This is a genomic window from Bailinhaonella thermotolerans, assembly GCF_003594875.1.
In the GTDB taxonomy this organism is placed as follows: Bacteria; Actinomycetota; Actinomycetes; order Streptosporangiales; family Streptosporangiaceae; genus Bailinhaonella; species Bailinhaonella thermotolerans.
Window position 1 is genome coordinate 112,139 of sequence record NZ_QZEY01000023.1, and the last position, 22,723, is coordinate 134,861.

Sequence of the window (22,723 nt, forward strand, 5' to 3'; positions counted from 1 at the left end):
TCAGGCGCCGTACGGCCGGGCGGCGGGCGAGCCGGCCTTGGCCATCCCGACGAGCCGCTGCCGCGCCAGCCGTTCGATCATGCCCAGGTCCGACGGGAACCCCAGGTGCTCGGCGCACGCGCACACGTCGCGCACGCACCGCTCCACCTGGAACGCCGGAACGCACAGGAACTGCGCGGACAACCGGCGGGCCAGCGCCTCGGTCTTCACCCGCGTCGCGCTCCCCGCCGTCGCGCCGCCCGGTACGGCCTTCGCCGCCATCGCGCCGCCCGGAACGGCCTTCGCCGCCATCGCGCCGCCCGGCGCGGTCTCCCCCGGCGCGGTCTTCCCCGGCGCGGTCTTCCCCTGTGTCGCGCTGCCCCGCGCGGTCCTGCCCGCCGTCGTGCCCGCCGTCGTGCTCGCAGCCGTCGCGCTCCTCGGCCTCGCGCGTCCCCGTCTCGTGCCGGCGGCCGGCGCGGGCCCGCCCGCCGTGCCCGCGCGCGCCGCGGCGCTCCGGGCGGCCTTCTTCGCGGGCGTCTTGCTCCGGGGTTCCGCCTGAGCGTCCATCGTCCCCGCCTCCCCCGTCTGCGCAGGTATTCGGACTAACCGGACAACTACCCGAGACGGCGCAAGGCCAGCTTCTACCGGGAGCAAAGACGTTCGAGATCGCCAAAGCGGCGAAGGGGGATTGACACCGCCATCTCCCGTTGGAGCATGACAATCACCCGGACTTTTCTCCCGGCGTGAGGAGTCGCCCATGCAGCAGCTCTCGGGCCTTGACGCGATCTTCCTGAATCTGGAGACCCGGGGGACCATGCTGCACATCGCCTCGGTGTGCGTCCTCGACCCGTCCACCGCCGAGGAGCCGCTCACCCTCGACTGGCTGTGCCGTCACGTGAGCACCCGGCTGGACCGGCTCCCGATCCTCCGCTGCAAGCTGGCCGAGGTCCCGCTCGGCATCGACCAGCCGTACTGGGTGGACGACGAGGACTTCGACCTGGAGTACCACATCCGGGAGCTGGCGCTCGCGCCCCCGGGCAACGACGCGCAGCTCGCCGAGCAGTGCGCCCGCCTGTCGGCCCGCCCCCTCGACCGCGCCCGGCCCCTCTGGGAGACGTACCTGATCCACGGCCTGGAAGGCGGCCGCGTCGCGGTCTACACGAAGGCGCACCACGCGGCGATCGACGGCGTGTCCGGCGCCGAGGTCCTGGCCACCCTCCTCGACGTCGCGCCCGGTCAGGCGCCGCCCCAGCCCCCGGCGGACACCTGGCGTCCCGAGCCCGCCCCCGGCCAGCTCGAACTCCTGGCCAGGGGCGCCGTGGGCCTCCTGGCGAACCCGCTGCGCGCCCTGCGCCTCATCCCGTCCCTGACCGCCCCGGTACGGCTGGCCGCCCGCGCCGTCAGCCCCATTCGCGAGGACGGCCTCACCCGGCCCTCGATGCCCTCGGTCCTGGCCCCGCGCACGCCGTTCAACGCCACGATCTCCCGGCACCGCCGCTGGGCCTTCCGCTCGATGTCCCTCGACGACGTGAAGGACGTCAAGAACCACTACAAGTGCACGGTCAACGACGTGGTCATGGCCATGTGCGCGGGGGCTCTCCGCCGCTGGCTCGAGGACCACGACGCGCTCCCGGACAACCCCCTGGTGGCCGCCGTCCCCATCTCGGTCCGCACCGAGGAGACCCGGGGCACGCTGGGCAACCAGGTCTCGGTGATGTTCCCCGGCCTCCCCACGCACCTGGCCGACCCGGTGGAGCGCCTGCGGGCCGTCCAGGCCGCGATGGCCGGCGCGAAGGAGCAGCACGGCGCGCTGCCCGCGACGATGCTCCAGGACTTCGCCAAGTTCGCCACCCCCGCCGTGGCCGCCCTGGCCGCGCGGGCCATCTCCCGGATCCGCTGGGCCGACTGGATCGACCCCCCGGCCAACATCGTCATCTCCAACGTCCCCGGCCCCGGCTTCCCGCTCTACCTGGGCGGCGCCAAGCTCCTGGCCTACTACCCGCTGTCCGCGCTGACGGACAGCCAGGGCCTGAACATCACCGTCCTCAGCTACCTGGGCCAGCTCCACTTCGGGCTGCTGGCCTGCCGCGAGCTCGTCCCCGACGTGGACGACATCGCCGCCCACCTCCAGGAGGAACTGGACGCCCTCCTCGCCGCCGTCAAGTAGCGCGGGGGGCGGGGGACCGCGGGGTGGGTCAGGTCAGGGTCGCGCGGGCCAGGCCGCCGATCTCCGTGCCGGCCGCGGCCGCCACCGCCCCGTCCGGGGACCAGATCGCGGAGTGGGCGGCCGGGCGCGTGTAGCCCTCGCCGGTGGGCGCGGCGAAGGAGGCGGTCGCGGCCCAGACGCCGTGGTCCCCGATCACCCGGAGGGCGCGCTCGGGCGGCACCCCTCCGTCGTGGGCATGCTCCAGGACGCCCGCGACATAGACGTCCATGCCCCGGGCGGCGGTGGCGGCGGCGTGCTCCGGGACCCCGGTGTCCTTGCAGATCGCCAGGCCCAGCCGCCACCCGTCCACATCCAGGACGACCGGGGCAGGACCCGGGGTGAAGCGGAACGTCTCGTCCCCGCCCAGGTACATCTTCCGGTAGGCCACCCGGGCCCCCTCGCCGGTGATCGCCAGCACGCCGATGTACGCGAGGCCCTCGCCGTCCGCGACCGGCGCCCCGGCCAGGGCGAGCGTCCCCGTCTCCGCGCACGCCCCGGCGAGGACGGCCAGCCGGGGATCGCCCGGGTCGAGGACCTGGGCGTCCAGGTGGTAGCCGGTGAGGGAGAGCTCGGGGAAGACCACGACCCGCGCCTCCGACGCGCGGACCAGCTCGGCGTGGGCCGCCGCGTTCGCCCCCACGTCGTACGGCTCGCAGCCCGGCTGCGCGACCGCGATGGTCAGCGGCGCTCTCACGTCCACCGGCGTCTCCCTCCGACCTCCATGATCGAGTGTACGAATCTCCGCATCCAGGACATAAGCGATTTGCGCCCCCGCCCCCGCCCCCGCCCTCGCCCACGTGCGGGCCGTACGCGGACCCGCCCGGGGCCTGAGCGCCGCGGGCGCCGGGGCCTGAGCGCCGCGGGTGGTCGAGCGGGAGCTGAGAGCAGGATGAAAGTTAGGAGATTCTGTGTGAAAGCTGTGAATTCCCGAAATTTCCGATAACAGAGTCGTTACCATGACGCGTGCTCTCCACCCCCTCGAAACGGCTCGCTGAGCTGGACTTACTGCGCCTCGTCGCGGTCCTCGCCGGGATGGCGTACGGCTGGCTCGGCGTCGACGCCCGCGTGTGGGCGATGCGGCCGACCGAGCTGTTCGGGCCCGGCGCGCTGCTCGGGGAGCACGTCGCGCGGCTGTTCTTCGTGATCAGCGGGTTCCTCGTGCTGGAGAGCCTGCGGGGGCGGGGCGCCCGCGAGTTCCTCCTCGCGCGGCTCGCCCGGATCTATCCGGCCTACTGGGTCAGCGTGGCCGCGGTCGCGCTCGGGGCGTTCCTGCCGGGGTGGATCCGGCTCGGCCCCCCGCTCGGGATCGGCGAGTGGGCGGCCAACCTGACGTTGTTCCAGTCCGTCCTGGGCGTACCGCACGCGCAGCCGATCTACTGGGCGCTCTGGGCCGAGCTGCGGTTCTTCCTGCTCGCAGCGGTCCTGGCCGCCGCCGGGGCCACCTACCGGCGGACGGTGGTCTTCATGTCCGTCTGGCTCGCCGCCTCGCTGTTCGCCCACAAGGACGAGGCGGTGCTCCAGGCCCTGTTCCTGCGGGAGGAGGCCCCGTACTTCCTCGCCGGGATGGCGTTCGCGCTGATCCGGCGGCACGGCCCGGCGATCGTGCCGTGGGGGTTCGCGGGCGTGGGGTGGGCTCTCGCGGTGTACTACGCGGTGCGGCCGGAGATGCGGCCCGGGGGCTCCACGCCGCTTCTCGTGGTCGCGGCCGTGACGGCGGTCTTCGCGCTGCCCGCGCTGGCCGCGGCCGGGGTGTTCCGGATCCGGGAGCGCCCCTGGCTGACCGGGCTGGCGGAGCTGGCCTACCCGCTGTTCCTGTTCCACCAGGTGACCGCGATGGCGCTGATCCCGGTGCTGCGGCGGCACCTGACCCCGTGGGCGGTGGTCGCGGTCGCGCTCGCGGTCTCCGTCGCCCTGGCGTACCTGGTGCGCCACCTCGTCGAGCGGCCCGCCGTACGGCTGACGCGACGGCGTGTCGCGACGCGGGCGGCGGCGGTGAAGGGAGCCTGAGCGTGGACGTCACCCCCGGGGCGCGGCCGCGGCTGCGCGAGCTGGACCTGCTGCGGTTCGTCGCGGCGCTGGCCGTGCTGGCCTTCCACTACCCCGGCAAGCAGGCCTGGGGGACGCCGAACCCGTTCCCGGAGGCGGTCCACGAGATCACGCGCCACGGCAAGTACGGCGTGGACCTGTTCTTCGTCATCAGCGGGTTCGTCATCCTGATGAGCGTCTGGGGGCGGAACAGCGCCGGGGACTTCGCCGCCTCGCGCATCGTCCGGCTGATGCCGGCGTACTGGCTGAGCGTGCTCTTCGTCGCCGGGTCCCAGCTCGTCCTGGGCGACCCGCCGCGCCGCCTGGGCGAGGTGATCCTCAACCTCACCATGCTCCAGGAGCCCGCCGGGGGCCGGGCGATCGAGGTCGTCTACTGGACGCTCTCGGTCGAGCTCCGCTTCTACCTGATCGCCTGCCTGCTCGTGCTGCTCCGGCCGGGTTACCGGACCACGCTGGCGTTCCTGGTCGGCTGGCTGCTGCTCTCCCTGCTCATGACGCTGACCGACTGGAGTACGGCGGGCCTGCTGCTGCTCACCGGCTGGAACCACTACTTCATCGGCGGCATGGCGCTCTACCTGATCCACCGCGTGGGCCACCGGCCGCTGCCGTGGGCGCTCGTGGTCGTCTCCTGCGCCCTGGCCGCGCTCAACGTGGACACGGCCAAGGAGCCCGCGGGGCCGTACATCGTGATCGGGATCTTCGCGGTGACGGCGCTCGCCGCGACCGGGCTGCTGCGCCGCCTGAGCTGGACCGGGCTGACCGCGCTGGGGGCGCTCACCTATCCGCTCTACCTGTTCCACCAGCAGACCGGCGTCTACCTGATCCGGCTGACCCGCGACGCGCTCCCGGCCTGGGCAGCGATGGCGGTCAGCACGGCGGGTGCGATCGGCCTCGCCTACCTGGTGCACCGGTTCGCCGAGCGGCCCCTGCAGCGGCTGCTCAGGGCCCGGCTGAGCACGTCACTCGCCCTCATGCGCTCCGCCGACGCACCGCCGAGGACCGGGGAGGGCGGTCCCCCCGGTGTGCCGCCCCGCTCTCCCGGTGTGCCGCCCCGCTCTCCCGGCGTGCCGTCCGACTCTCCCGGCGTGCCGTCCGACTCTCCCGGCGTGCCGTCCGACTCTCCCGGTGTGCCGCCAGGCTTTCCAGGCGTGCCGCCCCAGCGGAGGCCGGCGGCCGGTACGGCGACGCCGGCCGGGGCGGCCCCCGGATCGGCCGCGGGGCAGGTCGGCGGAGCGGCAGCGGGGCAGGTCGGCGGAGCGGCAGCGGGGCAGGTCGGCGGGGGTGGGGGCCTGCCGCCCGCCCCACACGGAACGTGAACAACGCCGCACAGGTAACAGTCAGGACAAGCTCAGATTCTTACCCTCATAGAGGCATCTGTACGCTAGTGTGCCGATCATTCCCCGTATCGGGACGGGGTCAACGGGGAGACATGTGACGTAACCGATGCCGCTCTGGGGGATGCTGGTCTCCGCGCTCGCGGAGATTCGCCACAGCAAGGTGCGGGCGGCGTTGTCGGTGATCTGCGTCGCGATCGGCGTCGCGGCGGTCACGATGGTCACGCTGGTGGCCTCCAGCTCCTCCCAGATGGCGCAGCAGGAGTTCGAGCGCTTCGCCGGCCGCCCCGGCACCATCACGATCATGCCGCCCGAGAGCGAGAACGGCCCGCCCTCCCTGGACCGGGAGACCGTGAACCGGATGCGGGCGACCATGCGGGAGTACGGCGTCCTGCACACGCCCGTCCGGGAGTGGGGCGCGGCCGTCTACCGGCGGGGCGACCACACGATCCAGGGCGACATGCAGGTCATCACGCGCGGCGTGGACCCCGACTACGACCGGATCCGGCGCATCCGCGTCGCGCACGGCCGCTGGCTGACCGAGGGCGACCTGCGGCGGCTGGAGCCGTCGCTGGTGGTGAGCCGCGGGTTCGCGGCGCGGCTGGGGCTGCCCGGCGCGTCCGCCATCGGCGAGACCGTGGACATCGCGGCCGACCGCTGGATCCGGGCGCGGATCGTGGGCGTGCTCGACATCGGCGAGGAGGGCGCGGAGCGGGGCCGGCCGCCCGAGGTCTACCTGCCCTTCGACGTGATGGTGGACCTGGGCATGGCCGAGGACTACTCGCAGTTCCAGGTGCGCGTGCCGGAGAGTGACGCCGACGCGCTGATCGAGCGGGTGAAGGCGGCCAGCACGTCCGCCTGGGGCATGCCCAAGGCCGCGACCGTGGACCGGATGCAGAACGACTTCGGCCGGATCGGCAGCACGCTGAACATGCTGCTGCTCGGCGCGGCCCTGGCCGTGATCGTGCTCGGCTCGCTGCCGGTGCTGGCGCTGGGCCTGTCGGCGATCAAGCACCGCCGGGCCGAGCTGGGCGTGCAGCGCTGCTTCGGCGCGACGGGGCCCGACCTGTTCCTGACGGTCCTGCTGGAGTCCCTGATCGTGTCCGCCGTGGGCGGCCTGGTCGGCATCGGCGTCGCCTGGATCGCGCACGAGCCGGTGATCGGCCTGCTCGGCCGCATGGTCGGGGAAGTGGCGAACCTGTCGTTCCCGCTGCGCGCCGCGCTGCTCGGCCTCGGCGTGGCGCTGTGCGTCGGCGTGGTCAGCGGCCTGCTGCCCGCCATGCGCGCCATGCAGCGGTCCGTCATCCGCGCGATCCGGAGCTGACGCCGTGGCCCGATCGCCGTACGCAGACAAGGCCGGCGCGGCAGCCGACGTGAGAGCGGCCGGCGTCACATCAGCCGGCGTCGCAGCCGAAGTGGAATCCGAGGGAGCCGTCCGACCATGATCCGTCCGCTCGCCCTGTGGGGCAACCGCCTGGGCAAGGCGGTGATCATCCTCGTCGCGCTCGCCGCCGTCGGAGGCACCGGCTGGCTGGCCGGGCACGGCGCGGTCAGCCCCGAGCCGCCGCGCGACCCGCTGCCCAAGCCCGCCCTGGTGGGCCGGCCGATCCCGGTGAAGCAGGGCGACATCGTCAGCCGCCTGCTGCTCAACGCCACGATCGAGGCCGAACCGCCCGCCGAGGTGCGCGCGGTCAAGGGCGGCAAGGTCGTCCGGATCTACGTCAAGCGCGGCCAGCGGGTGAACAAGGGCGAGCCGGTGGTCGCGGTGCAGTACATCCCGGAGCAGCGCACTCCCGCGACCCCGCCCGCCGCCGAACCCAAGCCCGGCGACAAGGACGCGGCCAAGCCCGCCGAGCCGCCCGCGCCCAAGCCGGTCACCGTGATCGTGCGCGCGAGCGCCGCGGGCAAGGTCTCCAAGATCCTCACGCACCGGGACCGCGAGGTCGGGCCGGGCGACTCGGTGATGCAGATCGACCGCGGCCGGTACCGCGCGGTCGCCCCGGTCCAGCCCAAGGAGGTCTACCGCCTCTACGACCGGCCCAAGTCGATCAAGCTGGCCATCGACCACGGCCCCGCCCCGTTCAAGTGCCCCCTGATCTCGTACGGCGCGGCCGGGGGCGGCAAGTCCGACGCCGAGCAGGGGCCCGGTGGCGGGGGCGGCGACGGCGGCGCCTCGGTGCAGGTGTCCTGCCGGGTGCCGCACGGGATCAAGGTCTTCTCCGGCGTGCAGGCGAAGATGTCCGTGATCACGGACTCGGCCGAGGGCGCGATCCTCGTGCCCACCTCGGCGGTGCTCGGCCAGGCCGGGAAGGGCAAGGTCACGGTCGTCCACGCCGACGGGAGGCGCGAGACCCGCGCGGTCAAGCTGGGCATCAACGACGGCAAGATGGTGGAGGTCCGCAGCGGGCTGAGCGTGGGCGAGCAGATCCTCGACCGCGCGCCGGAGGACGCGGACTTCGTCGAGCCGCCGAAGGGCCGGGGCGGCCCCGGCGAGCCCATCCCGATGGAGGGCAAGGTGGTCATCGAGACCCCGGGGGAGGGCTGATGCCCGCAGAGCGCGAGCGGCCCGCCGAACGCGAACTCCCCGCCGAGCGCGAACGGCCCGCCGGCCCCGGGGCGGAGGCCGCGCTCCCGGAGCCGGAGAGCGGGCGGGACACCGCCGCGCTGAAGATCCCGCCGGGGGAGAACGCGCTGGAGGTCACCTCGGTGACCAAGCGGTTCCGGCTGCGGGGCCGCAAGGAGCCGCTGACCGTGCTCGACGACGTCAACCTCACGGTGGGGTACGGCCGCACGGCCGCGATCGTGGGCCTGTCCGGCGCGGGCAAGTCCACCCTGCTCAACATCCTCGGGCTGCTCGAACGGCCCGACGAGGGCACCGTGCGCATGTTCGGCGACGAGACCACCAAGCTGCGGGAGAGCGCGCGGGCGCGGCTGCGCGGGGAGTCGATCGGGTTCGTGTTCCAGCAGCTCAACCTGCTGTCCGGGCGCACCGCGCGGGAGAACGTGGCCGCGCCCCTCCTGTACGCCCAGGGGCGCGAGCTGTGGCGGCGGCACAAGCTGGCCGACGAGGCGCTGCGCCGCGTCGGCCTGGGCGAACGCCTGACCGCGACCTCCGCCAGCCTGTCCGGCGGCGAGCAGCAGCGCGTGGCGATCGCCCGAGCCATGATCCGGCGGCCCCGTCTCATCCTGGCCGACGAGCCCACGGGCGCGCTCGACCCGCAGACGGCCGGGCAGATCATGGAGCTGTTGTTCTCCACGGCCCGCGAGGACGGCCGCGCCCTCATCCTCGTCACCCACGACCACGCCCTCGCCCGCCGCGCGGACGACGTCTACCTGCTGGACAAGGGCAAGCTCATGCCCGCCTAGCGGAACGCGTGCGCCCGTGACACCGGTCCGGCGGCCGAGGCTCGCCGTACGGTCCGCGCGGGGCGCGCCGGCGGCCCACCCGTGCGGCCCGCCCGCCTGCGGTTCGCCGTACGGCACGCTCGCGGTTCGCCGTACGGCACGGCGAGGGGTGGCCCGCCGTACCCGGGGGAAGAGGGGTCAGGGACCGGCGTTGCGCGCGCGCGAGCCGGAGCCGAAGGGCAGCTCGATGACCTCGCAGAGGTCGGCGAGGTCGACGTACTGGGCGACCTCTTCGACCGAGGAGCAGTAGGCGATCACTCGCCCCCGCTGCTGCACGCACAACGAGGAGCGGACCTGGCGTACCTCCAGCCCGTCCGGTCCCGCGAACCAGCGATCGGTAGACATAGCGGGGCAATCGTAGAGGTGGGGCGGATGGGAAGGACGTAATCCCAGTTCGTTTCGGCGCGTCGTGTGGTCCTTGGTGCCGATGGCATCGTGTTTGATGGCATGGATCCACCGATCGAGCCTGTTGGGAGGCATGTGACCGCCGTTGCCCTGAGCGCCGGGACCCCTGAGTTCCTCGGCCCCGTCGTCGTGTTCCTGTTCGCCGCCGCGCTGATCGGTTACGTGTTCGTGCGCGCGCGGGTCGTCCCCATCGTCGGGTTCCTCCTGGCGGGGGTGGTGATCGGGCCCAACCAGCTCGGCCTGGTCGCGAACGCCGAGGTGGTGCAGGCGGCGGCCGAGGTCGGAGTGCTCCTGCTGCTGTTCACGATCGGCATGGAGTTCTCGCTGGAGCGGCTGCTCGCGATCCGCAGGTACGTCCTGGTCGGCGGCGGGCTCCAGGTCCTGCTGAGCGTGGCGGTGACCGCCGGGCTCGTGATGGGGTTCGGCACCGGGTGGCAGGACGCGCTGTTCACCGGCTTCCTCGTGTCGCTCTCGTCCACGGCGATCGTGATGAAGGTGCTCGCCGGGGCGGGCCGCACCCGCGACACGACGGGACAGGCCGCGCTCGCCGTACTGATCTTCCAGGACCTGATCGTGGTGCTGATGGTCCTGCTCGTGCCGCTGCTGGCCGCGAGCGCCGCCCCCGGATCCTCCGCCGGCTCGGCCGCGGGCCCGTGGGAGCTGGCGCGGGTGCTCGGCACGGCCGTCGCCGTCCTGGCCCTGGTGCTGGTGGTCGCGCGCAAGGTCATGCCGCCGCTGCTGGAGAAGGTCGCGCGCACCTGCTCACCCGAGCTGTTCCTGCTCACGGTGGTCGCGATCGGGCTGGGCACGGCCTACCTGACCTCGCTGGCCGGGGTGAGCCTGTCGCTGGGCGCGTTCCTCGCCGGGCTCGTCGTGAGCGAGTCGCCGCACAGCTCCCACGCGCTGAGCGAGGTGCTGCCGCTTCAGATCGTCTTCAGCGCCGTGTTCTTCGTCTCGATCGGCATGCTGCTGGACGTCCGCTTCGTGCTCGACCACTGGCTCCTGATCCTCGGCCTGGCGGTCGGCACGGTGCTGATCAAGACGCTGACCGGCGCGGTCGCCGTGGCCGCGCTGCGCATCGCCGTCCCCACCGCGCTCGGCACGGGGCTGCTGCTCGCCCAGATCGGCGAGTTCTCCTTCGTCCTGCAGCAGAGCGCCCCCGGCCTCAGCCCGGCCGGCCTGGGCGCGAACGGCGCGCAGGCGCTCATCGCCGTGACCGTGCTGCTCATGGCCCTCACGCCGGTGCTCTCCTGGCTCGGCGAGCGGCTGGGCCGCCGCGCGCGCCCCGTGCGCCGCCGTACGCCCGAGGCGCCCGCCCCGCAGACGCCGGGGGGCGTCCTGGTCATCGGCTGGGGCCCGGTGGCCTCCGAGGTGGCGGCGCTGTCCCGCGACCGGGGCTGCCAGGTCACCGTCACCACCCTCAGCCCCGACCTCGCCGCCCAGGCCGCTGCCGACGGGCACCGGGTGGTCCGCGGCGACGCCCTCCGCCAGCACGTCCTGGAGGAGGCCGGCCTCCACGACGCGGGCGTGATCCTGATCGCCGAGGACGAGGCCGAGCACACGATCCGCCTGCTCAACGTGATCCGCCGCTACGCCCCCGACGCCGCCGTCATCGTCCGCCCCACCGACGAGGTGGACCCGGCGGCGCTGGTCGGCGCGGGCGCGTCACGGGTGGTGGACGGCACCCGCTCGGTCGGCCGCACGGTCAAGGACGCCATGGTCAGAGCCCTGGGCAGGGAGCCGGACACGGCCCCCTACCCCGACACCTCCCTGCCGGTCGCCTACGAGCCGGACCCCGACACCGCCTGCCCGCACACCCAGTCCATCCAGGTGGTCCTGCCGTCCACGCCGGGCTGCGCCGAGTGCCTGCGCGAGGGCCGCACGGACTGGGTCCACCTCCGCACCTGCCTCACCTGCGGGCACGTGGGCTGCTGCGACTCCTCGCCCCGCCGCCACGCCACGAGGCACTGGAAGGACACCGGCCACCCGATCATCGCCTCCGCCGAGCCGGACGAGGACTGGGCGTACTGCTACGCGGACGACACCACCCTCGACCCGATCCGCTGACCCGCTCGGTAGACCGGGGGCGGGCTGGGCGCGGGCCTCAGGCCGTACGGCGTTCGCGCGCCGTACGGCCCGGCGGGGTCACTCCGCGACGTACAGGGAGAGCGTGTCGGCGACGCAGGCCGGGCGCTTGGCGTCCTCGACCTCGATCGTGAGCCGCACGGTGGCCAGGGTCCCGGCGGGCGTGCCCTTGACGTCCACGAGCTCGGCGCCGGCCCGGATGCGCGCGCCCACCTTCACCGGGCTCGGGAACCGGACCTTGTTCAGCCCGTAGTTGATCCCCATCTTCAGCCCGTCCACCCGGAAGATCTCCTGCATGAAGGAGGGCAGCAGCGACAGGCTCAGGTACCCGTGCGCGATCGTCCCTCCGAACGGGCCCTCCGCCGCCCGCACGGGATCGACGTGGATCCACTGGTGGTCGTCGGTGGCGTCCGCGAACAGGTCGACCCGCTCCTGGGTCACCTCGCGCCACGCGCTGTACCCGAGGTGCTCACCCTTGGCGGCGCGCAGGGCGCTCAGATCATCGAAGACTCGCATTCCCGCAACCTAATGCCCGCTGGTTCCACTCCCCAATGCCCGAACCCGCCAAAAACCCCCGGCCGGGCACTGTGCGCTTCGGCATGGCGCGAAGGGAACCGGCGAGGGGGCCTCCTCGTGCGGGGAACGGGGAGCCGGGCACGCCGGGGCCGCTTCATGCCCGGGCGGACTGCCCGCGAGGGGCCGGCGCGGACACCAGAGACTCCTCCGCCGGACCCGGCGCCGGCCGTACGGCATGAGCCCCGGCGGGACGGTGTGGGGACGGGGCCGGCCACCCCGCCGCGCGCGTGAGGATCAGCGGGTCAGTCGCCGAGGTAGGCGAGGACGGCGAGGACGCGGCGGTTGGCGTCGGGGGCGGGCGGGAGGTCGAGCTTGGTGAAGATGCTCGCGATGTGCTTGGCCACGGCGGCGTCGCTGACCACGAGCTCGCGGGCGATCGCGGTGTTGGAGCGGCCCTCGGCGATGAGCGCCAGGACCTCGCGCTCGCGCGGGGTGAGGCGTTCCAGCGGGTCGCGGCGGCGGCCGAGGAGCTGGCGCACCACCTCCGGATCGACCACCGTGCCGCCGCCGGCGACGCGGGTGAGGGCGTCGGCGAACTCGGTCACGTCGCCGATGCGGTCCTTGAGCAGGTAGCCGATCCCGGCGCCGCCCGCCGAGGACAGGAGCTCGGAGGCGTACGTCTGCTCGACGTACTGGCTCAGGACGAGCACGGCGAGCCCGGGGTGCCTCCGCCGCAGCTCGATCGCGGCGCGCAGGCCCTCGTCGGCGAAGTCCGGGGGCATGCGCACGTCGGTGACCACGATGTCCGGTTCGTGTTCGGCGACCGCCGTGAGCAGGGCGTCCGCCTCGCTCACGGCGGCGACGACCGTGTGGCCGAACCGTTCGAGCAGGCCGATCAGGCCCTCCCGCAACAGCACCGCGTCCTCGGCGATCACAACACGCACGGTCCGGGCCTCCACTCGATCCTGGTTGTGGCTCCCGCCATTGTCCCGCCCGTGCGCGCGTCCGGTCAGCGGGGCGGGGTCTCGTCGTCGTAGATCCGCGTGACCACCTTGCCGTCCCTGGTGATGTAGCCGTTGATCAGTCCCGCCGTGCTGTGCGGCGTGGCGAGCACCCCGCGCGGGTCGAGGGCGATCGCGCCCCCGGTGGCCCCGAGCGCCGGGATCTTCTCGGTGATCACCTTGGCGGCGGCCTGCTGGACGGGCGCCCGGGTGTACTCCATCAGCGCGGACACGTCGTACGCGGCCACGCCCCGGATGAACACCTCGCCGGTGCCCGTGCAGGAGATCGCGACGGTCCGGCTGTTCGCGTACGTGCCGGCGCCGATGATCGGGGAGTCGCCCACGCGCCCGACCAGCTTGTTCGTGAGCCCGCCGGTGGACGTCGCCGCCGCGAGCTCCTCGTCCCGGTCCACCGCGACCGCTCCGACGGTCCCGAACTCGCCGACGGGCCCGCCGGCCTTCGCGGCGCCCGCGGGCTCCTGCGACGCGCCCGGCCGGGCCGTCCCGGCGTCCTCCGGAGTCTTGGGCGCGTCCCCGGGGGTCTTGGGGGCACCCGCGGGGGTCTTGGGGGCGTCCGCCGGGGCCTGGGGCGCGTCCGCCGTACGGCCGTCGGCGGGGATCCCCTTCGCGTCGAGGAGCTGCCTCCAGCGCCGGTCGGTGTGGAAGTAGTCCTGCGTCGTGTACGGCACGCCGTTGCGGAGCGCGAACGTGTCCGCGCCGGGCCCGGCGAGCAGCACGTGCCGCGACCGCTCCATGACCATCCGGGCGAGCGAGATGGGGTTCTTCGTGTTGCGGACCCCGGCCACCGCCCCCGATCGCAGGTCCTCCCCGTTCATGATCGAGGCGTCCAGCTCGTGCTCGGCGTCGGTGTTGAACACGGCCCCCTTCCCCGCGTTGAAGTTGGGATCGTCCTCCAGCACCCGTACGGACGCCTCCACCGCGTCCAGGCTCGACTTCCCGCCCTTGAGCAGCGCGTGCCCGGCCCGCAGCGCCTTCTCCAGCCCCGCCCGGTAGGCCCGTTCCCGCTCCGCCGAGATCGACCCCCGCACCAGCGACCCCGCCCCGCCGTGCACCGCGAGCACCACGTCCCGCACCAGGGAGTACCCCCGGCCGTCCGCCGCCGGCGCCGCCGTACGCGGACCCCCTCCGCCCTCGGCCGCGTCCGCCGTGACCGCCGACCCGCCCACGAACAGCGCCGACGCGACGGCCGCCATCGCGATCCCGTTCCGTCCACCGAACCGCATGCCAGAAACCTCCCGCACCGTCCGAACCCGACCCCCTCACTCTCGCCCCGATCCCTCCCGCCGAAAAGAGATCGGTTCCACCCCGCCCTCGCCTCGGCCGGCACGGGCCCACGGGACCGCCCCAGGGCCGCCGGTGTCCGGAAAGTACCGGCGTTCGCTATAAGTTCGGTTCCACCTGCGAGCGAGCAGGCCGTACCGACGCGTGTGAGGGAGCCCCGCATGGCCTACATCCATCGAACGACCATGACCCCCGGGAAGCTGGAACTGCTCACCGACTGGCTCCCGAAGCAGCCCTGGTACGAGGGCGCCGGCACCCCCGACCTGGTGAAGGGCGGCGGCTTCCGCCTGGACGACCCGGAGGGCGAGGTCGGCATCGAGTTCATGGTCGTCGTGGACGTGTCCTCCCAGCCCGCCGTGGCCTACCACGCCCCCATGACCTACCGTGGCGCCCCGCTGGAGGACGCCCCGGCCGACGCCCTGATCGGCACCGCCGAACACGGGGTGCTGGGCACCCGCTGGATCTACGACGCCCCCCACGACCCGGTGATGAGGGCCCAGCTCCAGGCCCTCCTGCGAGGCGAGGTCATCGCGCAGCACCAGAACGAGAACGACACCCCCGACCCCACCGTCACCGTCCACCCCCTCGCGGCCGAAGGTGACCTCGACGTCCGGCTCACCCGGGTCCTCCGCCCCTCCGCGCCCGCCGAGCAGCCCCCCGGCACCGTCATGGCGGGCTGGACCTGGCCCGACGGCACCAGCGCCCGCACCGTCTTCGCGACCGTCCCCCGGCCCTGAGCCCCGCCGGGGATCACCCCGCGCCCTCTCCCGGCGACAACGGCCCGCCCGACGCGCGACGGCCCGCCCGACGCGCGACGGCCCGCCCACGCGCGACGCCGCGCCGCCGTACGAGACCGCGGAGGCCCGCTTCCGAAGGAGCGTGGGCGGGCCTCCTGAGGGCGTCACCGGCGCCGGCGTCGGCGCGCCGTCACGGAGCCGGCGCCCAGAGCCCGGCCGCGGTCCCGTCCTCGACGTGCCGCCGGTAGGTGACCACCTTGCCGTGAATGACCTCAAGGCAGGCGTTCAGCGCCCTGATCTTCTCGCGTACGGCCCGCTCGTGCTCCTCCAGGAGCCGGAGGCGCTCGGGCTCGTTGCCGGGGCCGGAGCGGACGAGGCCGGCGAACCGCCGCAGGGTGGCGATCGGCATGCCCGACTCACGCAGCCGGTTGCACAGCAGCAGCCATTCGACGTCGGCCTGCCCATAAACCCGCTGGCCACCCGCCGACCGGGGGATGGGCCGCAGGAAGAGTCCCTCGCGCTCGAAGAACCGCAGCGCGTGCACACCGAGCCCCGTCGCCTCGGAGACCTCGCCGATGGAGAGCCCCGCCCCGTTCCCGCCCATGTCCATCCCCTCCCTGGTTTGACCTAGATCGCACTCTAGCTTTTAGCGTGTGGCACATGACAGCGAAGCAACGCAAACTGGGCTCGGGCTTCGGCGCGGAGAGCACCGCCGCCGAGGTCCTGGCCGGCCTCGACCTCTCCGGCACGAACGTCCTCATCACCGGCGGTTACTCCGGTCTCGGGCTGGAGGCGACGCGCGCCTTCGCCGCGGCGGGCGCGCACGTCGTCGTCCCCGCCCGCCGCCCCGCCGTCGCGGCGGAAGCCCTGCGCGCGATCCCCCGCACCGAGACGTGGGAACTCGATCTCTCCGACCTGGAGAGCGTCCGGGTCTTCGCGGACCGTTTCCTGGAGACCCGCCGGTCCCTGGACATCCTCATCGCGGGCGCCGGCGTCATGGCCTACCCCCATCGGAGCGTGGGCCCCGGCTGGGAAGCGCACCTGGCCATCAACCACCTGGGCCACTTCGCCCTCGTCAACCGGCTCCGCCCGGCGCTCGACGGGGCCCGCGTGGTGTCGGTCGCCTCCTCCGGCCACTTCCTCTCCGACATCCGCTGGCACGACCCGCACTTCACGGAGGAGTACGACCACTGGCGCGCGTACGGCCAGTCCAAGACGGCCAACGCCCTGTTCGCCGTACACCTCGACGCGCTGGGCGCCGACCACGGCATCCACGCCTTCGCCGTACACCCCGGGAGCATCCTCACCCCGCTGCAACGCCGCATCCCCAGAGCCCAGCAGGTCGCCCAGGGCTGGATCACCGAGGACGGCCGGCCCGCCCCGGGCTTCAAGACCCCCGCCCAGGGGGCCGCGACCGCCGTCTGGGCCGCGACCTCGCCCCTTCTGGACGGGCACGGAGGCGCCTACTGCCAGGACTGCGACATCGCCGACCCCGCCACCACCGACGACATGCTCATCGGCGGCGTGAAGCCCTGGGCCACCGACCCCGCGTCGGCCGCCCGCCTCTGGCACCTCTCCGCCACCCTGACCACCCTGAACGCCTTCTCCTGACCCCCACCCGCCCCCTCAAGCCGAGGTTTGAGGCGGAGACTTCCCGCCCGCCGGGTTCCGGGGCCGCAGAGGCCAGGCCGTACGCCCGCAGCTCCGCGCGCCCCGGAAACGGGAGAAGCCCACGTCCGGTGTCCGGAGTGGGCTTCTGGAAGGAGCGCGGCCGAGAGGATTCGAACCCCTAACCTTCTGATCCGTAGTCAGATGCTCTATCCATTGAGCTACGGCCGCTGGGCGCTTGCCGCTCTTCGGCGGCTCCTTTGCGCTGGGAACAACCATACCAGACCTGGCAGGGGTGGTTGCGCCATGTGAGGGAGGGGGGTGGTGGGGGTGGGAGAGATGGTGGAGATGGGTGTTGAGAGGTATGTCGTGTTAGAGGGTCCGATGGGGGCATATAGGAGAGAGCGGTTGACCGAGTAACGGGGGAGGCTGGTCAACTTGTGGAATCTGATCTGGACACTGATCATCGGCTTCATCATCGGTGCGATCGGCCGTCTGATCGTGCCAGGGAAGAACGCGATGGCGTGGTGGGTGATGCTCATCCTCGGCGTCGCGGGGTCGCTCATCGGCGGCTACATCACCAGGGCGATTCTGGGGGGTGGATCCTTCGTCGCCTTCATCGTGTCGGTGCTCGTCGCGGCCGCCCTCGTGTGGGCGTACGGCGCCTTCGCGGCCCGGCGCGGATCGACACAGTAGGGGCACTGCGCGGAGCCCGGCCAGTCCGACTGGCCGGGCGCTCGCGTGCCCGCCTCCCGATCCCTCCCGCCCGCTGACGGGCTGATCGGCCGGCCGGAGGATCGGTGGGGAGGGGGACTCCGAGGGGGTTCTCGCTCGGGGGAGTGAGGCACGGGATGGGTCGCGGGGGCGATCAATTCCGGGGGCGGGGATTCCAGGATTCGTCGTATGGCAAGTCCCTCTCGAAGGAGTCCCCGGTGAATCTTCGTGCCGCGTTCGTCGCCGCCCCGCTGCTGGTCCTCGGTTATGGGGTGCTGCGCATCCTGGACGGGCTGGACGGGAGCCGCGGGCCCGGTCCCGCGTGGACGCTGGGGCATCTGTCGTTCCTCGCGGCGTTGGCGTTGTTCATCCCGATCCTGCTGCGCATGCGGCGTACGGCGGGGGCCGGCGGACTCACCACCGCGGCCACCGTCGTGAGCCTGGTGGGCGTGGCCGCGCTGGTCGCCCAGTTCACCGTGGACATCGTGGGCGGGTTCCTCTCCGCCGACCACGCGGAGCTGAGCCGCTTCTTCGCCGAGGTCAAGGGGCTGCCCGTGGTGCCGCTCGCGATCTACGACGTCGGTCCGTACCTCTTCTACCTCGGCCAGATCGTCCTGATCGGGCAGCTCGCCGCGCAGCGCCGCGTCAAGGGCTGGACGGTCGCGCTCTACGTCGCCTACCTGGTCACGCCCGCGATCAGCAAGGACCTCATCCCCGTGTCCGCCATCCTCCTGCTCGCGGCGTTCCTCCCGATCTCCGCCGCGATCGCCCGTACCCCGACCCCGGCCCCGGCCCCGGCGCGCACCTGAGACCGGCACCCCACCCCGCCCCGCCCCGCCCCCACCCGATCCACCCCGCCACCCGATCCGCCCCGCCGCCCGATCCGCTCGGCCGACCGATCCGCTCGGCCGCCCGATCCGCGGGATGTCAGGTGAGGTCGAGCTCCTGGGCGAGGATGGCGGCCTGGACGCGGCTCTTGAGGCCGAGCTTGGACAGGATGCGGCTCACGTGGGTCTTCGTGGTGGCCTCGGCCATGTCGAGGTGCTCCGCGATCTCGGTGTTGGACATGCCCCGGCCCAGGCAGGCCAGCACCTCGCGCTCGCGCGGGGTGAGGACGTCGAGGTTCCCGGACGGGGGGCCGGGTGCGGGGCGGGCGGCGAAGGCGGAGATCAGGCGGCGCGTGACGGCGGGGGAGATCAGCCCGTCGCCGCGGGCCACCAGGCGCACGGCGTCCACGAGGGCCTCGGCGTCGGTGCTCTTGAGGAGGAACCCGGCGGCGCCCGCGCGCAGCGCCCCGAAGACGTATTCGTCCAGGTCGAAGGTGGTGAGGATGAGCACGTCCGCGACCCCCGCGAGCTCCCGCGCCGCCGAGATGCCGTCGAGGCGGGGCATGCGGACGTCCATGACCACCACGTCGGGCCCCAGCTCACGGGCCATCTCGACCGCCTTCTCGCCGTCCTCGGCCTCGCCGACGACCTCGATGTCGGGGGCGCCGTCGAGGATGAGGACGATGCCGGCCCGGACGGCGGCGTGGTCGTCGGCCACGAGTACGCGGATCGTCATCTCTTCTCCTGGATGGGCAGCACGGCCCGGACCTGCCAGCCGCCCTCGCGCGGACCGGCCGTGAAGTCGCCGCCGACCAGCGACGCGCGTTCCTTCATGCCCACGAGACCGGCCGCCGATCCTGGAAGCCCGGCGCGGTGACCTGGGACGATCGTGTTGTCGACCAGGATCTCCACCTGCTCCTCCCCGAACGCGATCTCCACCGTGGCGTCACCGGGCCCGCCGTGCTTGAGGGCGTTCGTCAACGCCTCCTGGACGATCCGGTATCCCGCGAGGTCGATCGCCGCGGAGATCTCCCGGGCCTCGCCGTCCACCTTCAGCCGCGTGGAGAGCCCGGCCGCGTTGGCCCGCTCGACCAGTTGCGACACGTCGGCGATGCGGTGCCGGGTGGGCTCGTCCTCGGGGTCGCCCTCCTGGCGCAGCAGGTCGATCATCTTCCGCATCTCGGCCAGCCCGAGCACGCTGTTCTCGCGGATCGTCGTGAGGATCCGCCGGGTCGTCTCGCGGTCCAGGTCCTCCCGGGACAGCACGGCGGTGGACTGGATGGCGATCGCGCTGAAGTGGTTGGCGATCATGTCGTGCAGCTCGCGAGCCATGCGGGTGCGCTCGGCGTTCACCGCCGCGCGCCGGTCCATCTCGGCCAGCAGCGCGACCTGCTCGGCGTGCTCGCGCGCGGCCTCGGCGCGATCGCGGTGCTCGCGGACGGTGATCGCGGTGACCACCGGCGACACCAGGATCAGCCCGCCGATGAGCAGCACCGCCGCGCCCGAGGACAGGTTGCCGCCCAGGACGAGCGCGGCGGCGGTCAGCGCGAGCGTGGCGGCGACCGAGACGTAGAGCAGGATCCGCGAGAGGCGGTGCGAGCCGTTGATCGTGGCGGAGTAGAGGTTCTCGGTGTAGATCAGCGGGGTGGCGAGCGTCGGCCCGGAGATCAGGTCCACGACGAACCCGGCGGTGCCGAGGATGAGGGACAGGGCCAGCGATCCCCGGCGTACGGCCACCGCGGCGCAGACCAGGCCGAGCCCGAGCAGGAAGATCGTCGGGGGCTGCCGGCGGACGTGGTCGCTGTAGACGTCGAGCAGCAGCAGGACGACGCCGCCCGAGAACGCCAGGAGCGCCACGCCGAGGTCGATCCTGGTGGTCTCGCGAGTACCCGTCCACCGCACCCTTCCATCCCACCACCCTTCTGGAGCGCGTCGCGCCCTCCCCCGGACGGAGTCCGTACAGCTTTCGATGTACGCCGGATTCGTAGCCCTTGGGGAGGTGGCGGGGTGATCTGTCCCAGAGGCTAGAGGGTGTCCGGAAACCACTGAAACGAAGGGGAGTCGCGAGAATGATGCTCGCCCTCATCGCCGCCTGCGAGATCGGGTTCTGGGTGGTGCTCGGGGCCGCTCTAGCCGCTCGCTACCTGCTGAGATGGCGTACGGTCAGCACCGTCCTGCTCATCTCGCTCCCCGTGATCGACCTCATCCTCCTCGCCGCGACGGTGGTGGACGTGCGCGGCGGGGCCACCGCGTCGTACCAGCACGCCCTCGCGGCGGCGTACCTCGGCTTCACCGTCATGTTCGGCCACCGCACGGTCCGCTGGGCCGACCAGCGCTTCGCCCACCGCTTCGCCGGCGGCCCTCCCCCGTGGAAGCCCCCGTCCGGCGGCTGGCCCCGCGCCCGCTACGAGTGGGTGTTCTGGATCCGCCTGGTCCTGGCGTACGTCATCACCACCGTCATCCTGGCCGCCCTGATCCGCCTGATCGACGACCCGTCCCGTACCCAGGCCCTCACCGACTCCATCCAGGGCCTCGCCAAGGTCCCCCTGATCGCCGCCATCTGGCCCGTCTCCTACACCTACTCCGCCCTCCGCGCCCAGAAGACCCCCGACCAGGAGTCCCAGCCCCACTGACCCCGGCACCCGGCCCCTGACGGCGTGACCACGGATCAGATGCCGTCAGGTGCCGTTCCCGGCGACCCAAGGGGTACGGCGGGCAGGGCCCACCAAGGAGGTACGGCGGGCGGGCGCGGCGGGGGCGCCGTGACCCGGGACTCGGCGGGTACGGCGGCCTGGGCGCGCAGCGACCCGGAACTCAGCGGGGTGCGGCGGGCTCCGACCTGGACCAGGGGTCAGCGGCCGGTGCTGGAGAAGTGCTGGTAGTCCTTGGTGCCGGGCCAGCTTCCGCCCCAGCCCCAGCCGATCGAGGCGAACGCCTTGACCACGCGGTCGCCGGGGTGGATCACGCCGGGCTGCTTGGGGCGCTTCACGTAGCGTTTGGCGTTCTCGTGGGCGTAGGACCCGTCGGCCGAGACGTAGGGGTTCTCCATGGGGTTGAGGTCCACCGCCAGGCCGTACGCGTGCTGCGACCAGTTCGACGAGCCCGTCGCGCGGCGGCAGTTGAAGGCCGAGGTGTTGTCGGCGTCGATGGAGGCGTGGTCGCTGGCCTTGTACTCGTCCACGAGCTCCATGCGGCGGATCGGGTAGCGGAAGCCGTACAGCTTCTTGAAGACCGACACGATGTCCTCGGCGGCCGAGGCGTTGACCACCATCTCGCCGGTGTGCGGCCGGTTGTCGAAGCCCCAGTACGTCATCGTGATCAGGCGCAGGCGCGAGAGCGGGACCGGGCAGGACGGGCGCCAGGAGTGCTTCACGCGCTCGCGCGGGACCGCCGAGATCTTCGCGGTGAACTCCGGGGCGGCCGTCTTCGTGGGCGCGGGCGAGGCCGCGGTGGGGCTCGGCGTGGCGGAGGGCGTGGCCGAGGACGTGGGCCGCTGCTCACCGCCGCCGCCTCCGCAGCCGGCGAGGGTGAGTACGGCGACGACGCCCGCGAGGGCCTTGCTCTTGTGCTGGCCGTTCATGAAACCCCAGCTTAGGCCGGGGTCAGGTGGTTTCCCCGGCATTCGCGTCCCGGGCGACGCGGTGGCGCAGCGCGCGGTGCATCCACTGGTGCGCGATCGTCTGCGGGGCCGGCCAGGGCGAACCGTGGATGCGGGCCATCAGCTCCCAGTAGTACTCGGCGCGCGGGTCGTGCTCGTCGTAGGACTTCAGGATGGAGGCGCGGAGGGCGGGGTCCGGCTCGGCGCCCCGGTTCCCGGCCATCAGCTCGACGATCCGGTCGATGATCGGCAGGGCCTCGTCGCTCTCGGGGTCGATCCCTCCCTCGGCCGCGGCCATGGCGGTCTCCGTGACGGCCTGGTTCGTCGCCGTCCACGCCTCCTGCTGGGAATCGTCCATGTTCTCCCAGAACTCGCTGGACATCGCCCGCAGCGACGCGCGGAAATCCTCGTCGGTGAGGAGTTCGGTCAGCTCCAGCCAGGCGTCGAGCTGCTCGGCCGTGGGCTCCTCGGGCAATGTCGGGACCATGGCGTCGCGCAGGCAGGCGAGCCAGCGCGCCCGGGACGCGTTGTCCCCCGCGACGTCCCCCATGAACTCGCCGACCAGCCGGTTCATGTCCGCCGCGCCCACCCGGCCGAGCGCGTGCAGGCGGCGCAGGTCCTCGTCGGTCGGGTCGCCGCGCTCCAGCGTCGCGCGCAGCACCGCGCGGGTGCGGCGGAGCGCCCCGATCTGCGTCTCCACGGCGCGCAGGTGCAGGTCGAGCACGTCGGTGAGGGAGATCTGGCTGCTCCCGAGGGCCTGGATGGTGGCCAGGTCGAGGCCGAGCTCGCGGAGGGTGCGGATGAGCTCCAGCCGGGCGCGGTCCTCGTCGGTGTAGAGGCGGTATCCGGCGGGCGTGCGGTCGTGCTCCGGCAGCACCCCGATGTCCGAGTAGTACCGGATCGTCTTGACGGGCAGGCCCGTGAGTTTCGCCAGCGCGCCGATCGTGTAATCCATTTGAC

General features: G+C 73.0%; 23 protein-coding genes and 1 tRNA gene. 12 read left to right on the top strand and 12 right to left on the bottom strand.

Annotated elements, in window-relative coordinates; translation table 11 throughout:
• The gene (locus D5H75_RS41040) at positions 1–546 is read right to left on the bottom strand and encodes a hypothetical protein (RefSeq protein ID WP_147425403.1); all 546 of its coding nucleotides are present in this window, start codon (positions 544–546) and stop codon (positions 1–3) included.
• Positions 547–736: 190 nt separating this feature from the next.
• Between D5H75_RS41040 and D5H75_RS36495 the strand changes: the two genes are divergently transcribed.
• A complete protein-coding gene (locus D5H75_RS36495) occupies positions 737–2,146 on the top strand; it encodes a WS/DGAT/MGAT family O-acyltransferase (protein ID WP_119931168.1) in 1,410 nt (469 codons plus the stop codon).
• A 28-nt stretch (positions 2,147–2,174) separates the two neighbouring features.
• Here the strand turns inward: D5H75_RS36495 and D5H75_RS36500 are convergent, their stop codons facing one another.
• Positions 2,175–2,885, bottom strand: a complete 711-nt coding sequence (locus D5H75_RS36500; protein ID WP_242454726.1) for a carbon-nitrogen hydrolase family protein — start codon at positions 2,883–2,885, stop codon at positions 2,175–2,177.
• Between the two features lie 263 nt (positions 2,886–3,148).
• On the opposite strand from D5H75_RS36500, the gene D5H75_RS36505 reads away from it, so the two are divergent.
• From D5H75_RS36505 to D5H75_RS36525, 5 genes are all read left to right on the top strand, one after another.
• Positions 3,149–4,192 (top strand): acyltransferase family protein, encoded by a 1,044-nt coding sequence (locus tag D5H75_RS36505; RefSeq protein ID WP_119931169.1) that lies wholly within the window; start codon positions 3,149–3,151, stop codon positions 4,190–4,192.
• Positions 4,193–4,194: 2 nt separating this feature from the next.
• The gene (locus D5H75_RS44420) at positions 4,195–5,547 is read left to right on the top strand and encodes an acyltransferase family protein (protein ID WP_202638857.1); all 1,353 of its coding nucleotides are present in this window, start codon (positions 4,195–4,197) and stop codon (positions 5,545–5,547) included.
• Between the two features lie 127 nt (positions 5,548–5,674).
• Positions 5,675–6,889: an ABC transporter permease gene (locus D5H75_RS36515; RefSeq protein WP_119931171.1), complete on the top strand. Its 1,215-nt coding sequence runs from the start codon at positions 5,675–5,677 to the stop codon at positions 6,887–6,889.
• Positions 6,890–7,006: 117 nt separating this feature from the next.
• Complete coding sequence (locus tag D5H75_RS36520; protein ID WP_119931172.1) at positions 7,007–8,110, top strand: permuted SH3 domain-containing protein; 1,104 nt, start codon at positions 7,007–7,009, stop codon at positions 8,108–8,110.
• Positions 8,110–8,931 (top strand): ABC transporter ATP-binding protein, encoded by an 822-nt coding sequence (locus D5H75_RS36525; RefSeq protein WP_202638858.1) that lies wholly within the window; start codon positions 8,110–8,112, stop codon positions 8,929–8,931. The genes D5H75_RS36520 and D5H75_RS36525 overlap by 1 nt, the downstream gene beginning before the upstream one ends.
• Before the next feature lie 177 nt (positions 8,932–9,108).
• Here the strand turns inward: D5H75_RS36525 and D5H75_RS36530 are convergent, their stop codons facing one another.
• Positions 9,109–9,315: a transposase gene (locus D5H75_RS36530; protein ID WP_119931173.1), complete on the bottom strand. Its 207-nt coding sequence runs from the start codon at positions 9,313–9,315 to the stop codon at positions 9,109–9,111.
• Positions 9,316–9,450: 135 nt separating this feature from the next.
• On the opposite strand from D5H75_RS36530, the gene D5H75_RS36535 reads away from it, so the two are divergent.
• Positions 9,451–11,442 (top strand): cation:proton antiporter, encoded by a 1,992-nt coding sequence (locus D5H75_RS36535; protein WP_242454727.1) that lies wholly within the window; start codon positions 9,451–9,453, stop codon positions 11,440–11,442.
• A gap of 78 nt (positions 11,443–11,520) precedes the next feature.
• Here the strand turns inward: D5H75_RS36535 and D5H75_RS36540 are convergent, their stop codons facing one another.
• The 3 genes from D5H75_RS36540 to D5H75_RS36550 form a co-directional block, all read right to left on the bottom strand.
• A complete protein-coding gene (locus D5H75_RS36540) occupies positions 11,521–11,976 on the bottom strand; it encodes a MaoC family dehydratase (RefSeq protein WP_119931175.1) in 456 nt (151 codons plus the stop codon).
• Between the two features lie 302 nt (positions 11,977–12,278).
• Positions 12,279–12,920, bottom strand: a complete 642-nt coding sequence (locus D5H75_RS36545) for a response regulator (RefSeq protein WP_202638859.1) — start codon at positions 12,918–12,920, stop codon at positions 12,279–12,281.
• Positions 12,921–12,985: 65 nt separating this feature from the next.
• Positions 12,986–14,221: an isoaspartyl peptidase/L-asparaginase family protein gene (locus D5H75_RS36550; protein ID WP_119931177.1), complete on the bottom strand. Its 1,236-nt coding sequence runs from the start codon at positions 14,219–14,221 to the stop codon at positions 12,986–12,988.
• A gap of 219 nt (positions 14,222–14,440) precedes the next feature.
• On the opposite strand from D5H75_RS36550, the gene D5H75_RS44425 reads away from it, so the two are divergent.
• Positions 14,441–15,016 carry a maltokinase N-terminal cap-like domain-containing protein gene (locus D5H75_RS44425; RefSeq protein WP_119931178.1) on the top strand — a complete coding sequence of 192 codons (576 nt, stop codon included), beginning with the start codon at positions 14,441–14,443 and terminating at the stop codon, positions 15,014–15,016.
• A gap of 190 nt (positions 15,017–15,206) precedes the next feature.
• Here D5H75_RS44425 and D5H75_RS36560 read toward each other — a convergent pair whose 3' ends face one another.
• The gene (locus D5H75_RS36560) at positions 15,207–15,620 is read right to left on the bottom strand and encodes a MerR family transcriptional regulator (protein ID WP_119931213.1); all 414 of its coding nucleotides are present in this window, start codon (positions 15,618–15,620) and stop codon (positions 15,207–15,209) included.
• A 56-nt stretch (positions 15,621–15,676) separates the two neighbouring features.
• On the opposite strand from D5H75_RS36560, the gene D5H75_RS36565 reads away from it, so the two are divergent.
• Complete coding sequence (locus tag D5H75_RS36565; RefSeq protein WP_119931179.1) at positions 15,677–16,627, top strand: oxidoreductase; 951 nt, start codon at positions 15,677–15,679, stop codon at positions 16,625–16,627.
• A gap of 155 nt (positions 16,628–16,782) precedes the next feature.
• On the opposite strand, the gene D5H75_RS36570 is transcribed toward D5H75_RS36565, so the two are convergent.
• Positions 16,783–16,855, bottom strand: a tRNA-Arg gene (locus tag D5H75_RS36570).
• A gap of 207 nt (positions 16,856–17,062) precedes the next feature.
• Between D5H75_RS36570 and D5H75_RS36575 the strand changes: the two genes are divergently transcribed.
• The gene (locus D5H75_RS36575) at positions 17,063–17,320 is read left to right on the top strand and encodes a GlsB/YeaQ/YmgE family stress response membrane protein (RefSeq protein ID WP_119931180.1); all 258 of its coding nucleotides are present in this window, start codon (positions 17,063–17,065) and stop codon (positions 17,318–17,320) included.
• Between the two features lie 236 nt (positions 17,321–17,556).
• Positions 17,557–18,147, top strand: coding sequence for a hypothetical protein (locus D5H75_RS36580; protein WP_119931181.1), 591 nt, complete (start codon positions 17,557–17,559; stop codon positions 18,145–18,147).
• Positions 18,148–18,265: 118 nt separating this feature from the next.
• Here D5H75_RS36580 and D5H75_RS36585 read toward each other — a convergent pair whose 3' ends face one another.
• Positions 18,266–18,901 (bottom strand): response regulator, encoded by a 636-nt coding sequence (locus tag D5H75_RS36585; protein ID WP_119931182.1) that lies wholly within the window; start codon positions 18,899–18,901, stop codon positions 18,266–18,268.
• Positions 18,898–20,067, bottom strand: a complete 1,170-nt coding sequence (locus D5H75_RS36590) for a sensor histidine kinase (RefSeq protein ID WP_119931183.1) — start codon at positions 20,065–20,067, stop codon at positions 18,898–18,900. Before D5H75_RS36590 ends, D5H75_RS36585 begins: the two co-directional genes overlap by 4 nt.
• 167 nt (positions 20,068–20,234) lie before the next feature.
• Here D5H75_RS36590 and D5H75_RS36595 point away from each other — a divergent pair, with 167 nt between their 5' ends.
• Positions 20,235–20,798, top strand: a complete 564-nt coding sequence (locus D5H75_RS36595) for a hypothetical protein (RefSeq protein WP_119931184.1) — start codon at positions 20,235–20,237, stop codon at positions 20,796–20,798.
• 218 nt (positions 20,799–21,016) lie between these two features.
• Here D5H75_RS36595 and D5H75_RS36600 read toward each other — a convergent pair whose 3' ends face one another.
• Positions 21,017–21,745 carry a M15 family metallopeptidase gene (locus D5H75_RS36600; RefSeq protein ID WP_119931185.1) on the bottom strand — a complete coding sequence of 243 codons (729 nt, stop codon included), beginning with the start codon at positions 21,743–21,745 and terminating at the stop codon, positions 21,017–21,019.
• Positions 21,746–21,767: 22 nt separating this feature from the next.
• A complete protein-coding gene (locus D5H75_RS36605) occupies positions 21,768–22,718 on the bottom strand; it encodes a MerR family transcriptional regulator (protein ID WP_119931186.1) in 951 nt (316 codons plus the stop codon).
• Positions 22,719–22,723: the final 5 nt, after the last annotated feature.

Bases quoted from the DNA above. Each gene is read 5' to 3' on its own strand.
- D5H75_RS41040 (WP_147425403.1), bottom strand. From the start codon at position 546: ATGGACGCTCAGGCGGAACCCCGGAGCAAGACGCCCGCGAAGAAGGCC.
- D5H75_RS36495 (WP_119931168.1), top strand. From the start codon at position 737: ATGCAGCAGCTCTCGGGCCTTGACGCGATCTTCCTGAATCTGGAGACC.
- D5H75_RS36515 (WP_119931171.1), top strand. From the start codon at position 5,675: ATGCCGCTCTGGGGGATGCTGGTCTCCGCGCTCGCGGAGATTCGCCAC.
- D5H75_RS36520 (WP_119931172.1), top strand. From the start codon at position 7,007: ATGATCCGTCCGCTCGCCCTGTGGGGCAACCGCCTGGGCAAGGCGGTG.
- D5H75_RS36525 (WP_202638858.1), top strand. From the start codon at position 8,110: ATGCCCGCAGAGCGCGAGCGGCCCGCCGAACGCGAACTCCCCGCCGAG.
- D5H75_RS36530 (WP_119931173.1), bottom strand. From the start codon at position 9,315: ATGTCTACCGATCGCTGGTTCGCGGGACCGGACGGGCTGGAGGTACGC.
- D5H75_RS36540 (WP_119931175.1), bottom strand. From the start codon at position 11,976: ATGCGAGTCTTCGATGATCTGAGCGCCCTGCGCGCCGCCAAGGGTGAG.
- D5H75_RS36550 (WP_119931177.1), bottom strand. From the start codon at position 14,221: ATGCGGTTCGGTGGACGGAACGGGATCGCGATGGCGGCCGTCGCGTCG.
- D5H75_RS44425 (WP_119931178.1), top strand. From the start codon at position 14,441: ATGGCCTACATCCATCGAACGACCATGACCCCCGGGAAGCTGGAACTG.
- D5H75_RS36560 (WP_119931213.1), bottom strand. From the start codon at position 15,620: ATGGGCGGGAACGGGGCGGGGCTCTCCATCGGCGAGGTCTCCGAGGCG.
- D5H75_RS36565 (WP_119931179.1), top strand. From the start codon at position 15,677: ATGACAGCGAAGCAACGCAAACTGGGCTCGGGCTTCGGCGCGGAGAGC.
- D5H75_RS36585 (WP_119931182.1), bottom strand. From the start codon at position 18,901: ATGACGATCCGCGTACTCGTGGCCGACGACCACGCCGCCGTCCGGGCC.
- D5H75_RS36595 (WP_119931184.1), top strand. From the start codon at position 20,235: ATGATGCTCGCCCTCATCGCCGCCTGCGAGATCGGGTTCTGGGTGGTG.
- D5H75_RS36600 (WP_119931185.1), bottom strand. From the start codon at position 21,745: ATGAACGGCCAGCACAAGAGCAAGGCCCTCGCGGGCGTCGTCGCCGTA.
- D5H75_RS36605 (WP_119931186.1), bottom strand. From the start codon at position 22,718: ATGGATTACACGATCGGCGCGCTGGCGAAACTCACGGGCCTGCCCGTC.